Genomic DNA, 13,104 nt, shown 5'->3' with positions numbered 1-13,104 from the left:
GGCTCGGGTGACGGGGTCACACGTCTCCGGGTGGCCGGGTCACGCGGAGCTGACGTGTGCCGCCAGCAGGCGCCATCCGTGCGCGTCGTCGTGGATCCAGGTCCGGGTGTACCTGACCCGCGCGGTGAACGACGTGTCGGCGAGTGTCCCCGCCAGAGTGCCCAGAAACCAGGTGACGCCGGTGTCCCCGTCGACCAGGACGGTCAACTCCTCCTGGTCGACCCGGCTCAGCCGCTGCTCCCCGGTGCGGTTTACCCGCAGGTCGTCCTGCTTGCCGTAGAGCCGGCCGTCGGGACCGGTGAAGACGAGCCGCTCGTCGATCAACCGGTCCAGTTCGGCGACGTCCGAGGCGAGCTGGGCGGCCTGTAGTCGCCGCTCGGCCGCCCGGAGCGTCTCGACCCTGTTGTCGTCGGACATCCACGCACCCCTTCGCTGTGTCACCTGGAGGAAGGTTCCCAGACCGCGCCGTCGTGCGCGAAGAGCACCCGGGCCGGATCGAGGTCGACCAGCCGGGACAGCCACTCCGGCACCGGCGGCAGTGGACCGGCCACCCCGTCCCGGGCCGCGCGCAGGGCCAGCCGGGCCGAGCCGAACTGGAAGGCGAAGTCGTGGGCCTGCCCGGCCAGGATCACCGTGCCGTCCGGCTGGCGCAGCACCAACGACTGGTGCCCGACGGTGTGCCCGGGAGTGGGCAGCACCCACACCCCCGGCCAGATCTCCGCCTCGCCGTCGAGTTCCTCGTACCGGGCGGCCGGGAAGTCGACCAGTTCGGCGATGGTGTGCCCGGGTTCCCTGGCCAGGGCCAGCTCGGCCCGCTGCACGAGGACCGGACGGCCGGCGAGCGCCGGGTTGCCGCCGCAGTGGTCGAAGTGCAGGTGGCAGTTGACCACCAGCGAGATCTCGTCGACCCCGATCCCGGCGGCGGCCAGTGCCGCCAGCACCGGGCGGCGGACCGGTCGGTAGTGCGCCTCGGTCTCCGGGTCGACCTCGCCGATGCCGGTGTCGAACAGCAGCAGCCCTTCGGGCCGCCGGACCAGATAGCCGTACGCCGGTTCGACTCGGGGATGCGGCTCGCCGGCCTCGGTCGCGGGCCGGACGAAGTAGCCGAGGTCGAGGCGGCGTACCGCCGCGTTCCGCTCGCTCACCGCCCCATCCTCACCTCCTGTGGCGCACCGACGAAAGACCGGTTCACCACCGGCGTAATCGTTTCGCGGCGACGGCCAGCGGTACGCCAACTTGACCGGTTGAGTTCCGGTCCAGTTACCTGCTTGAATGTCTCGGGGGCAAAGGGCCGGTACGAACCACCATCTCACCGTGACTAGGAGACAACCATGCTCCGCAGGCCCCTGCTCAGTACCGTGCTGGCCGCGCTCGTCGTCGCGCTCGGCACGGTCGTCGTCGCCCGACCCGCGTCACCCGCCGAGGCACCGGCACCCGTCCGGATCATGGCGCTCGGCGACTCGATCACCGGCTCGCCCGGCTGTTGGCGCGCCATGCTCTGGAACCGCTTGCAGAACACCGGTTACACCAACGTCGACTTCGTCGGCACGCTCCCCGCGCAGGGCTGCGGGGCGCCGTACGACGGGGAGAACGAGGGACACGGCGGCGCGCTGGTGACGACCGTGGCCGACCAGAACCAGTTGCCGCCCTGGCTCGCCGCCACCCGCCCGGACATCGTGCTGATGCACTTCGGCACCAACGACGTCTGGAGCAACCGGGCACCCGCGACGATCCTCGCCGCGTACGGCAAGCTGGTGGACCAGATGCGGGCCAGCAACCCGAACATGAAGGTGCTGGTCGCGAAGATCATTCCGATGGCGCCGAGTTCCTGCGCCGAGTGTGGCCAGCGTACGGTGGCGCTCAACGACGCCATCCCGGGCTGGGCGGCGTCGAAGACCACCTCGGCCTCCCCGATCGTGGTGGTCGACCAGTGGACCGGCTTCAGCACCGGCAGCGACACCTACGACGGCGTGCACCCGAACGCGGCCGGTGACCAGAAGATGGCCGACCGGTGGTACCCGGCGCTGACGGCGGCGTTGGACGGCGTCACCCCGACCCCGCCACCGACCCGGACGCCCACGCCGCCGCCGACCCGGACCCCGACCCCGCCGCCGGGCACCACCACGGCACCGCCGGCCGGCGGCTGTGCGGCGACGTACCGGAGCGTCGGGCAGTGGCAGGGCGGCTTCCAGGGTGAGGTGACGGTACGCAACAACGGCAGCACGGCGAGCCGGTCCTGGACGGCCCAGTTGACGTTCGGCGCCGGCCAGCAGGTCAGTCAGGCGTGGAACGCCACCGTGAGCCAGAGCGGCAGCACCGTGACCGCCCGGAACGTCGGCTGGAACGGCTCGCTCGCCCCCGCCGGTACGGCCACCTTCGGCTTCATCGGCAGTTGGACCGGCAGCAATCCGACCCCGGTACTGAGCTGCACGCTCGGCTGACCCGCACCGCGATCACGTCCCCGTGACCAGGAACCGGCGCCGGGTGCCCCCGTCGGGACGGCCGGTGTCCGGGTCACGGGGAGCGGGCGTCCCCGGCCGGCGAGCCGGGCCGATCAGTCCGCCGCGACCTTGTAGCCGGCGACCGAGGGCCAGCGGACGGTGAGCACCACCGCCGGCTCCGGAGCCAGCCACGAGTGGTCGACGCCGGGTCCCCAGACCACGTAGTCGCCGGGCTCGGTCAACACGACGGTCCGGTCCCGCAACTCGACGTGGAACCGGCCGGAGACCAACACCAGCAGGGCGGTACGCCGCTCCCCGGTGACCCACTCCGCCCGGGTGTCGCCGGCCGGGTGCACGCCCCACTTGACCTCGACGTCGGCGCTGTGCCGTACGTCCACACCGGACGGCATGAAGTGGCCGAGCAACCAGCCGCCGTTGCCCGCACCGTCGACGCCGGCCTGCCCGACGTAGACGCCCGCGCCCTGCTCGACGCAGCCAATCTCGCCCGGCCCGATGTAGCTGACCTCGTCCGGCCCGACCTGGCTGACCTCGCCCGGCCCGGCGTAGCTGACCTCGTTCACCGGCCCCTCCCCTCCACCGGTCGGGCAAGTTATCACGCGCGGCGGTGGCCACGATGATCAGGCCGACGACGTGGAACGGCCCGGTCCCCCTCGGGGAACCGGGCCGTCCGGTGTCGTGCCTGGTGGCCGTGGCCTACCAGTTGCTGCCCAGGTAGCTGGGCTGGCTCTGCACGTTCAGCTCCTTGAACTTGACCAGGTGCGCCGTCCAGACCCGCCAGTCCCGCAGTTCCAGCACGTCCAGGCCCTTCTGGATGTCGCTGGAGTAGATGTTGCCGTTGTACCAGTACGCCGACCACGAGCCACCGGTGATCCGGCGCTCCGCCGAGAGCGGGCCCCGCTCCCAGTAGGCGATCTCGACCGGGCGGGCCGAGTTGGTGAAGTCGAACACCGAGATGCCGCCCTGGTACCACGCCTGGACCATGATGTCCCGGCCGAGTACCGGAATCAGCGAACCGTTGTGCGCGACGCAGTTCTCCAGGGTGGTGTTCAGCCGCGGGATCTTGTAGTAGCTCTTGAAGACCAGGTTGCGGCCGTCGCCCCGACCGGCGATGTCGTAGATGGCGTTGGCGCCACGGGTCGGCTCCACCGTCTCGACGCAGGTCGCGCCGGAGCCGCCACCCAGTTCGTCGGTGAAGACCACCTTGGTGCCGGCGTTGTTGAACGTCGCCGAGTGCCAGAACGAGAAGTTCACCGTGTCCCGGACCCGGTTGATCACCCGGGGAGCCTCGCGGTTGGCGATGTCCATCAGGATGCCGTCACCCATGCAGGCGCCGGCGGCGAGGTCCTTGCTCGGGTAGACGGTGATGTCGTGGCAGCCGGTCGTGTTCGAGCTGCCGTTGCCGCCCGGGTTGCCACCGTCCGGGAACAGGTTCGGCACCGCCACCACCGACGCCGTGGTCGGCTTCTTCAGCGGCACCTTGATGATGGAGATCGAGTCGTGCGGCGGCGCGCAGCCGACGTACGTGCTGTTGGCACCGTACGACGCGACGTAGACGTAGACCGACTTCTTGTCCTTGCTCGGCACCAGGGTGTGGGTGTGCGAGCCGCAGGCGGTCTTGACGGACTTGATGTAGCGCGGGTTGCGCTTGTCCTTGATGTCGAAGATCTTGATGCCCTCCCACACCGTTCCGCTCGTCGGGACGCCGGTGCTGGCGCACGAGTCGTCGCTGCGGGGCGAGTCGGTGGAGAGGAAGAGCAGGTCGCCGTAGACCGATATGTCGTTCTGCGATCCCGAGCACTGCACCTGGGACACGATGGACGGCCGGGACGGGTTCTTGACGTCGTAGATGACGAAGCCCTCGTAGTTGCCGGCGAAGGCGTACCGGCCCTGGAAGGCGAGGTCGGAGCCGAGCGCGCCTTCGGTGGCGAAGGTGCCCTGCTTGGGGATGTTGGCGATCTGGCGGAGGTTGGGGCTGCTGGCGATCTCATCCACGCCCGGCGGGGTGGCTGCGTCCGCTGTGGTCGGACCCGTTGCGGCCACGGGTTGGGCGTTGCTCGCCGGAGCAACGGCAACGGTCACCACCAGGAAGGAGAGAGCGGCGAGCCCGACGATCCGGAGTCGCCGCGGCCCTTGTGGGGAGAGTCTGAACATCTGGCGGCACCCTTCGAAAGGGGTTGACGATTGTGCAGACCTTACCTGCGAACAGGATAGGTCGATGTGACTCCAGTCACATAATTAACGATCAAGGAACTTGTACTGATCATCGCGCGACCAAGCCCGGTCCACAAGGCACCGATCGGGCGTGTCGAGCCCGGTCAAGTGCGGATCGAAGGCTTCCAAGCTGGACAAACTCCCCGCCCCGCTCCGCCGGGTACCCCACCGGGAGCACCGCCCGGATGCTCACTCCGCTGCGCCGGGAGCGCCGCCGGGTGCCGATCCCGATCCGGCCGGAAGCGCCGTCGAGACACCCACCGCGCTCCACCGGAGGCGACGTCGAGATGCCCACCCCGCTCCGCCGGGAGGCTGGCCGGTGGTGCCGCCGGGACAGCCGGTATACAGGGAGAATGCGCAACACCACCCTGGCCGGGCAGATGCGGACGGCGGCCACCGCACTGCTGGACGCGCTCCCGGGGCCGGCCCGGCCGCAGGCCGTCCGACCGTTCGCCGACGAGGGCGGTCGCCGCTGGATCGAGTACCGGCCGCTGCCCCGGCCGGGCGCCTGCCTCGCCGATCTCGACCGGACCGGTCGCAAGGCGACGCACCGGCTGCTGGCGACCGCGCTCAGTCCACACGCGTATGCGCAGGCGGCCACCATCATGGCCCTGGAAGAGGTCCTCGACCGCCAGGAGGACTGGCGGCGGGGCCGGCACAGCGACGACTACCGGATCGTGGTCTTCGGCGACCCGGCCCGGGACGACCTCTGGTGCTGGCGGTTCGAGGGACACCACCTGTCGGTGACGATGACCGTCGCCGGGGACAGGGTCTCGCCGGCACCGCTCTTCCTCGGCGCCAATCCGGCGACGGTGAGCTACGCCGGACGCCCGGTCAGCCGGCCACTCGCGCCCGAGGAGGATCTCGCCCGCGCCCTGCTCGACGCGATCGGCCCGGACGGCAGGGGCACGGCGATCGTGGCCGACGAGGCACCCGCCGACATCCGCAGCGGCACCCGGGCGCGCTTCGACAGCCGGATCGAACCGCCCGGGCTCCGGGCCGGCACGCTCGGACCGACCGGCCGGGCCCTGCTCGACCAGCTCGTCGCGCTCTACCTCGACCGGCTTCCGCCGGAGCTGGCCGCGCAGGAGGCGGCCCGGGTCGGCCGGGGCGACCTCTGGTTCGCCTGGGAGGGCCCGACCCGGCCGGGCGGGCGGCACTACTACCGGATCCAGGGCGAGGACCTGCTCGTCGAGTACGACAACACCAGCGAGGACGGCAACCACGCGCACACCGTGCTCCGCCGCCCGTACGGCGACTTCGGTGCCGACCTGCTCGCCGAGCACCTGGCCGCCGACCACCCGTGAGATCGCGCCGCCGCGGCCGTGAGATCGCGCCGCCGGTCGGTCGTGAACCGGGCGGGCCGGTCCGGCGCAGGGGGCTTCCGTGCGTCGTCCGTCGGTCAGCCGCCCCGGCGCCGGCCGAAGCCGCTGGCCACCGAGCTGGCCGGCGGCCCGAAGCCGTCGAAGCTGGTCGGCTCGCCGCGCCCCTGGTCGAACTGGCGGACCAGGCTGCCACCCAGCCGTACCCCGACCGCGCCGAGCAGCAGGGCGAGCAGTTCGACCACCACCAGGCCGCCGGTGGCCCCGTGCTCCGGCACGCCGGCCCTGATCAGGCAGGCGAAAACGAACAGCACCGCGACCGCCGCGTTCACCAGGTTGAAGGTCACCGCCGTACGCCGGGTCGCGTCGCCCGGCGCGTCCCACAGGTCGACCATGCCGGCCGCCACCGCGAGCCCGGCCGCGACCAGCGCCGCCACCACCGTCCAGTAGCCGACCAGCCCCAGGATCGCCGGACCGCCGAGCACGTCGGCCAGGTCGAAGACGGTGGCGCAGACGAACAGCCCGAACGGAAACGTCACCAGCATCGGCTGGATCGGATGTCCGTGCACCCGCAGGCGGCTCTGCATGGTGGCGCCTCCCCGGCTCACTCCTCGACCAGCCCCAGCGTGCTACCCCCGGGCAACTCCGCCGAAACGACGCCGCAGACGCCGTACCGCCACCGGCCCGAAGCGAATCGCGATCGCGGTGTACGGGCCGGCGGAGGAGTCAGGTGTCCCGGCGCCGGGCCACCGAGGTGACCAGCCGCTCGGCCACGTCCCGTAGTGGGATGGCCAGGGCCGCCGAGGCGGACCGCAACACCCGTAGCGCCTCCGTGGCCGGACAGCCACGTTGGGTCATGATAACCCCGACCGCCTGGTCGATGACCTGTCCGGCGGTGAGCGTGTCGTCGGGTTCGCCGGCCGAGCCGACCTGCCGGGAGCGGTCCCGGACCGCGCCGAGCAGCAGCCCGGCGTGTTCGGCCAGCAGCATCGCGGTGAGCTGTTGACTTGCGGTCAGTACACCGGGCTCGCGGGCGTACAGGTTGATCGAGCCGACCACGTGGTCGTCCACGTCGACCGGTACGGCGAGCACGCCGCGTACGCCGAGGGCCAGCGCCCGACCGGTCCACGGCCGCCACCGGGTCTCAGTGCGCAGATCTGCCGACCAGACCAGTTCCCGGGACCGGATCGCCACCATCGCCGGCCCGTCCGGCCCGTGCCGCACGTCGTCGAGATCGCCGAGTCGTGGTTCCGAGGCGGCCACCGACGCGGGCGCCCCGGCGCGCAGCACGGTCACCCCGCACCAGGTCACCCCGGGCATGGCGTCCCGGACGGTACGCACCAGCCGGTCCAGCGCGACGTCGAAGTCGTCGCTCGCGATCAGCCCGGCGGTCACTTCGCGGAGCAGGGCGGCGGTCTCCAGCACGCCCGGGGCCTCGGTCGACGGCTCCGTCGTCGTCCTCAGCCTCAGCACCGTTCCGGGACCCCCGCCACCACCGCGGTCACCGCGGTACGCCCGGTTCGTGCCGTCGCCTGTTCCATGTCGCCTCTCCCCCGCCGATACCGGTCCCGCGCCGGTACGGACCTGCGCTACTACCCGAGCGCCGGGTGGACAAACCACCCGTTCCAGTGGGAGAACGATCCCGACCGGTCCGGGGTTGCCGTCAGCGATCCGACGGCCACCCCGGAAGATCCCGGTGCGGTACGGCTCAGCGCGAGCCGGAGGTGAGCCGACGCCCGACGGCGGCGATCAGCCGGTCGAGTTCCGAGCCGAACGGGTTGTCGTGGACCAGGTAGGTCCAGGTGGCGCTGGGCCGGACCAGCTCGTCGCCGCCCGGCTGCCAGTCCTCGTCGAACTCGTTCTCCTCGAAGGTCTCCACCGTACGGGTCTCGATCTCCGGCACCAGCGCGTTGAACGCCGGCACCGCCGAGCGGTGGAACTCGTCGAGCGGGTCGAGCCGACCGAGCGCCCGCAGGTGCACGCCCTCGCGTACCTCGGAGAGCTCGGCGAGGTGGTGTGCCCAGAGCCGGTCGAGGTGGTACAGCGCGATCGACCGGCCGACCCGGGAGAGGAGTTCCTCGTCCATCTCCTTGGCCCGGTCCGGGAAACGCTCGGTCAGCATCTGCGCCGCCACCTCGCTGGTGAGCAGCCGCTCCCGACGCTCGGCGAGCGCCTTGCGCTGCTGCTCGATCACCACGCTGTACCGCCAGGTGTTGCGGTGGATCTCGTGGTTGACGCCCTCCGCGATCCGCTGCGCGTGCTCGATGGCGAAGTCGACCTGCTCGTCGGTGACCAGACCGTCGGCGTTCATCCGGGGCGACGGCGGGATCGCGTCCGGGGCGTGCCGGATGACCAGGTTGTCCTCGAGGCTGACGAAGAAGACCGAGCGACCGGGGTCGCCCTGCCGGCCGGCCCGGCCCCGGAGCTGGTCGTCGACCCGCCGGCTGTCGTGCCGGCCGCTGCCGATCACGAACAGGCCGCCGAGTTCGGCCACCCGGTCCCGGTCGGCCTGGTCGCTGCCGCCGAGCCGGATGTCGACACCCCGGCCGGCCATCTGGGTGGAGACGGTCACCGCGCCGTGCTTGCCGGCCTCGGCGATGATCGCCGCCTCCTCGGCGTCGTTCTTCGCGTTCAGCACCGTGCACGGCACGCCGGCCTCGCGCAGCGCCTCGGCGAGCCGCTCCGACTCCTGCACGTCCAGGGTGCCGATCAGCACCGGACGGCCGGTCTCGTGCTGCTCCTGGATCTCCTGGATCAGCGCCTCTTCCTTCTCACCCCGGGTGGCGTAGATCCGGTCCGGGTCGTCGACCCGGACACACGGGGTGTTCGGCGGGATCACCGCGACCTCGAGCGAGAAGAACTCCCGCAACTGGTCGCCGACCAGCACCGCCGTGGCGGTCATCCCGCAGACGGTCCGGTAGAGCGCGACGTACGCCTGCACGGTGATGGTGCCGAGCACCTCGCCCTCGGCGGTGGCGTCCAGCCCCTCCTTCGCCTCCACCGCCGCCTGGAGCCCGTCCGGCCAGCGGCGGCGCTGGGCGACCCGGCCGCGCATCTCGTCGATCAGCTCGACGCCGTCGTTGCGGACGATGTAGTCGACGTCCCGGTGCAGCAGGGCGTGCGCGTGCAGGGCGACGTTGACGGCGGAGAGCTGCTCGACGTGCTCGTCGTCGTAGAGGTCGACGTCGCCGAGCCGGGACTCGACCTCGGCCAGCCCGGCATCGGTGAAGGCGACGCTGCGGCCGTCGTCGGCGACCGTGTAGTGCCGGCCGGACCGCAGTCCCCGGATCACCGAGGCGGCCTGGTGCACCGGGTCCTGCTCGCCGGGTACCGCACCGGCCAGCACCATCGGCACCCGGGCCTCGTCGATCAGGATCGAGTCGGCCTCGTCCACGATCGCGGTGGTCAGCGGCGGCTGCACCCGGTCGTCGATGTCGGTGACGAGCTGGTCGCGGAGGAAGTCGAAGCCGGCCTCGCTGACCGACACGTAGGTGACGTCGCAGGCGTACGCCGCCTGGCGCTCCTCCCGGGTGGACGCCTCGGTGACCCAGCCGACGCTCAGGCCGAGCAGCCGGTACACCGGCTCCATCCACTCGGCGTCCCGGCGGGCCAGGTAGTCGTTGACGGTCAGTACGTGCACCGGGCCGTTGCCGCGCCGGACGTGCCCGTACGCGGCGATCGTCGCGGTCAGCGTCTTGCCCTCACCGGTGGCCATCTCGGCGACCTTGCCGGCCAGCAGCGACATGGCGCCGAGCAACTGCACGTCGTACGGCCGCTGGTCGAGCCCACGCCGGGCGGCCTCCCGGCCGACGGCACAGATCTCGACGTAGTCCTCGGCCTTGCCGGCCGCCTCGGTGAGTTCCTCGTCGCCGAGTTCGGTCAGCTCCTCCTCGCGCGCCTCGATCGTGGGCAGCAGCTTCTCCAGCGGCGCCAGATCAACTGTGGTGCCCGGACGCTGGAGGAAACGCCGGACCCTGGTCTTCAACCGTTGCGACACACCCATGACGGGCAACGGTACGCGAACTCTCCGGCAAAGTGCGGCCCGCCCGGCCGGGTGCGGTGTCCGCTCTCGGAAGGCCGGTGGCGGGATGTCCGTACCGCCCGAATGTGCCCGGGTGGGCGGTATGCGGCGCGGCGCCCGAGCACGGCCCGGGGCGACTCTCGGCGGGGCGGCGGGACGGTTGATCCGGGACCGGCGGGGAAGGCTGCAGGGCTGCACCGGTACCCCGGCCGGGGTCCGGGCGAGGCAGTTGGGAGGTCGGTCCCATGCGGCGCTCGCGTACCGCCGTGTCACCGGCGCTGGAGGCGTGGTCCAGCCACCGCACCGGCGTGGCCGATCAGTGGACGCCACGACAGCTCGCGTACCTGAAGGAGGGGCGTACGGTCAGCGTCGTCATCCCGGCCCGGGACGAGGAGGCCACCGTCGGGGCGATCGTGGCGGCGATCCGGGCCTGCCTGGTGGAACAGGTCTCGCTGGTCGACGAGCTGGTGGTGGTCGACTCCCGGTCCAGCGACGGTACGGCTGTCGTCGCCGCGGCGGCCGGCGCACGGGTGATCAGTCAGGACGAGATGACCCGGGGCCTGCCCCGGCTGGACGGCAAGGGCGACGCGCTCTGGGCCGGGCTGGCCGGCTCGGACGGCGACCTGGTCGTCTTCGTCGACGCCGACCTGCGGGAGTTCCAGCCGCACTTCGTCACCGGACTGCTCGGTCCGCTGCTCACCGATCCGTCCGTCGCGTTCGTGAAGGGCTTCTACCACCGCCCGCTGGTCGGCACCAGCGGCGTGGAGGCCGAGGGTGGCGGCCGGGTGACCGAACTGGTGGCCCGCCCGCTGTTCAACCTCTTCTGGCCGGAACTGGCCGGTTTCGTCCAGCCACTCGCCGGGGAGTACGCCGGCCGGCGGGACGTACTCGAACGGGTGCCGTTCGTCTCCGGCTACGGGGTGGAGACGGCGATGCTGATCGACCTGCTGGAGATGTGCGGCCTGGACGCGCTCGCCCAGGTCGACCTCGGCGAGCGCCTGCACCGGCACCAGGACACCGAGGCGCTCGGCCGGATGTCCGGGCAGATCCTGCACACCGTGTGGCAGCGGCTCTGCCGGCGGGGCCTGGTCGAGGAGACCGTACCGCCGGGGAACCTGCTCGTGCAGTTCCGCCGGGACGGCAGCACCGCGCTGCCCAACCTGGACCGGGAGATCGTGGTCAGCGACGTCTCCGTCCGGGAACGCCCGCCGCTGGCCGAGCTCCGCCCGGCCCTGCGCAGGGCCGCAGTGTGACGGGGCCCGCCGCCCAACCCGACGGTGCCGGCGAGAAGCGACGGACCGGGGGCGGGGCGCGACGTGCCGGCAAGCAGCGACGTGCCGGGGAGGGCCGATGAGCCTCACCGTGCTGATGAACGCCGGGCCGTGGCTGCCGGTGCCGCCGCCCGGGTACGGCGGGATCGAGAACATTGTCGCCACGCTGGTACCCGAACTGCGCCGGCTCGGCGTACGGGTGGTGCTGGCCTCGACGGCGGACGCCACGCTCCCGGTCGACGAACTGCTGTCGGTCTTCCCCGACGGCCAGTTCGGTGCGCTGCAACGGCCGTACAACCAGGTCTGCGGTATCTCGCAGGCGCACCTGAACGGGGTGGTCCGGGCGCTGCGGGAACGCGACGACGTCGACCTGGTGCACGACCACGTGGAGGCGGTCGGGCTGGCGGTGCTGGCCGCGATGGGTCCGGGCAGCGGGCCGGCGCTGCACACCCTGCACTGGGACCTCGGCAAGCACCCGGACCTGTACGGCTATCTGGACGGCGGCGACCGGGTGCGGGTGAACGGGGTCTCGGCGGCCCAGCTCGCCCGGGCGCCGCAGGCGCTGCGCGACCACGCGGTCGGGCACGTCCACCTGGCCACCCCGCTGGCCGTGGACGCCAACCGTCGGGCGCCGGTCGAGAAGTCCGACCACCTGGTGATCCTCGGCCGAATCACACCGGGCAAGGGGCAGCACCTCGGGGCGCGGCTGGCCCACCAGGCCGGGTTCGACCTGGTGCTGGCCGGGCCGGTCGGGCCGTACCGGCGACCGGAGGAACTGGCCACCGCCGGCCCGGAGGCGGGACAGAATCCGGACGTACGGTACTGGCGCGACGAGGTCGCCCCGCTGGTCGACGGCGATCGGGTGCGCTGGGTCGGGATGGTCGCCGGTGCCGCCCGGGACGACCTGGTGGCGGCTGCCCGAGCCAGCCTCTTCCCGCTGTGTTGGGAGGAGCCGGGTGGTACGGCGGTGATCGAGTCGCTGGCGCTGGGCACTCCGGTGCTGGCGATCGGCCGGGGCTGCCTGCCGGAGCTGATCGAGCACGGCCGGACCGGGCTGCTCGCCGACGACGAGGACGGTCTCGCCGACCTGGTCCGGGAGGTCGCCGGGCTGGACGAGCGGGACTGCCGGCAGGAGGCCAGCCTCCGGTTCACCCCCGCAATGATGGCGGAGCGCTACGTCGAGCTGTACGACCAGGTACGCCGGTCGGCCGCCGCCAGCCAGGGTTGAGCCGCCCGGCGCGGTCCCGGCCACGAGCCCGGGGAAGAGGACCCGAGGCAGACGACTCCACGAGCAGACGAGGACTTGAGGAAACGACGGCACGAGCAGACGAGGACGGAGGTTCCAGCGCGGTGCACAGAGCCAGTTCGACAGTCTCCCGGCCACACACCGGCCGGTCACCGGTGAGCAACGCGGCGATCGCGGTCTCGGTCGTCTTCCTCGCGCTCGGGGTGCTCGGCTTCATTCCGGAGATCACCAGCAACTACGACGACATGCGGCTGGCCGGACACCTGTCCGACGCCCGGCTCTTCGGGCTCTTCGAGGTCTCCGTGCTGCACAACCTCGTACACCTGGTCACCGGGGTGATCGGGCTGGCGCTGGCCCGGACGGCCACCGGCGCGCGGACCTTCCTGGTCGGCGGCGGCGCCGTCTACCTGGTGCTGTTCGTGTACGGCATCACCATCGAGAAGGAGAGCCTGGCGAACTTCCTGCCGGTGGACGACGCGGACAACTGGCTGCACCTGGTTCTCGGGATTGCCATGATCGGGCTCGGCGCGCTCACCGGGCGGCGTCGCGGCCGGTAGCCCGGTTTCACCCG

At 71.9% G+C, this 13,104-nt stretch carries 12 protein-coding genes; 5 read left to right on the top strand and 7 right to left on the bottom strand.

The window, feature by feature from the left end; all coding sequences use genetic code 11:
* Window positions 1–39: 39 nt before the first annotated feature.
* Window positions 40–417, bottom strand: coding sequence for a nuclear transport factor 2 family protein (locus Pen02_RS11610; protein WP_203865980.1), 378 nt, complete (start codon window positions 415–417; stop codon window positions 40–42).
* 20 nt (window positions 418–437) lie between these two features.
* Window positions 438–1,145, bottom strand: coding sequence for an N-acyl homoserine lactonase family protein (locus Pen02_RS11605; protein WP_203865979.1), 708 nt, complete (start codon window positions 1,143–1,145; stop codon window positions 438–440).
* Window positions 1,146–1,331: 186 nt separating this feature from the next.
* Here Pen02_RS11605 and Pen02_RS11600 point away from each other — a divergent pair, with 186 nt between their 5' ends.
* Window positions 1,332–2,441 carry a cellulose binding domain-containing protein gene (locus Pen02_RS11600; RefSeq protein WP_203865978.1) on the top strand — a complete coding sequence of 370 codons (1,110 nt, stop codon included), beginning with the start codon at window positions 1,332–1,334 and terminating at the stop codon, window positions 2,439–2,441.
* 113 nt (window positions 2,442–2,554) lie between these two features.
* On the opposite strand, the gene Pen02_RS11595 is transcribed toward Pen02_RS11600, so the two are convergent.
* Both Pen02_RS11595 and Pen02_RS11590 read right to left on the bottom strand, forming a co-directional pair.
* Window positions 2,555–2,941 carry a cupin domain-containing protein gene (locus tag Pen02_RS11595; protein ID WP_203866011.1) on the bottom strand — a complete coding sequence of 129 codons (387 nt, stop codon included), beginning with the start codon at window positions 2,939–2,941 and terminating at the stop codon, window positions 2,555–2,557.
* A gap of 214 nt (window positions 2,942–3,155) precedes the next feature.
* Window positions 3,156–4,613 carry an LVIVD repeat-containing protein gene (locus tag Pen02_RS11590; RefSeq protein ID WP_239140484.1) on the bottom strand — a complete coding sequence of 486 codons (1,458 nt, stop codon included), beginning with the start codon at window positions 4,611–4,613 and terminating at the stop codon, window positions 3,156–3,158.
* 413 nt (window positions 4,614–5,026) lie between these two features.
* Between Pen02_RS11590 and Pen02_RS11585 the strand changes: the two genes are divergently transcribed.
* A complete protein-coding gene (locus Pen02_RS11585; protein ID WP_203865977.1) occupies window positions 5,027–5,980 on the top strand; it encodes a DUF3500 domain-containing protein in 954 nt (317 codons plus the stop codon).
* A gap of 95 nt (window positions 5,981–6,075) precedes the next feature.
* On the opposite strand, the gene Pen02_RS11580 is transcribed toward Pen02_RS11585, so the two are convergent.
* The 3 genes from Pen02_RS11580 to secA2 form a co-directional block, all read right to left on the bottom strand.
* Window positions 6,076–6,582 (bottom strand): DUF2231 domain-containing protein, encoded by a 507-nt coding sequence (locus tag Pen02_RS11580; RefSeq protein WP_203865976.1) that lies wholly within the window; start codon window positions 6,580–6,582, stop codon window positions 6,076–6,078.
* Window positions 6,583–6,721: 139 nt separating this feature from the next.
* Window positions 6,722–7,459, bottom strand: coding sequence for a GAF and ANTAR domain-containing protein (locus tag Pen02_RS11575; RefSeq protein ID WP_203866009.1), 738 nt, complete (start codon window positions 7,457–7,459; stop codon window positions 6,722–6,724).
* Between the two features lie 244 nt (window positions 7,460–7,703).
* On the bottom strand, window positions 7,704–9,998 hold the full coding sequence (secA2, locus tag Pen02_RS11570; RefSeq protein ID WP_203865975.1) for an accessory Sec system translocase SecA2: 2,295 nt from the start codon (window positions 9,996–9,998) through the stop codon (window positions 7,704–7,706).
* Window positions 9,999–10,261: 263 nt separating this feature from the next.
* Between secA2 and Pen02_RS11565 the strand changes: the two genes are divergently transcribed.
* The 3 genes from Pen02_RS11565 to Pen02_RS11555 all read left to right on the top strand — a co-directional run bounded on the left by Pen02_RS11565 (window position 10,262) and on the right by Pen02_RS11555 (window position 13,090).
* On the top strand, window positions 10,262–11,269 hold the full coding sequence (locus tag Pen02_RS11565) for a glucosyl-3-phosphoglycerate synthase (protein WP_203865974.1): 1,008 nt from the start codon (window positions 10,262–10,264) through the stop codon (window positions 11,267–11,269).
* A 97-nt stretch (window positions 11,270–11,366) separates the two neighbouring features.
* Window positions 11,367–12,515, top strand: a complete 1,149-nt coding sequence (locus Pen02_RS11560) for a glycosyltransferase (RefSeq protein WP_203865973.1) — start codon at window positions 11,367–11,369, stop codon at window positions 12,513–12,515.
* Between the two features lie 122 nt (window positions 12,516–12,637).
* Window positions 12,638–13,090 (top strand): DUF4383 domain-containing protein, encoded by a 453-nt coding sequence (locus Pen02_RS11555; RefSeq protein ID WP_203865972.1) that lies wholly within the window; start codon window positions 12,638–12,640, stop codon window positions 13,088–13,090.
* Window positions 13,091–13,104: the final 14 nt, after the last annotated feature.

It is taken from the genome of Plantactinospora endophytica, assembly GCF_016862915.1.
Taxonomy (GTDB): domain Bacteria; phylum Actinomycetota; class Actinomycetes; order Mycobacteriales; family Micromonosporaceae; genus Plantactinospora; species Plantactinospora endophytica.
The sequence above is the reverse complement of the archived record's forward strand: the minus strand, read 5'-3'. Positions and strand labels throughout refer to the sequence as shown.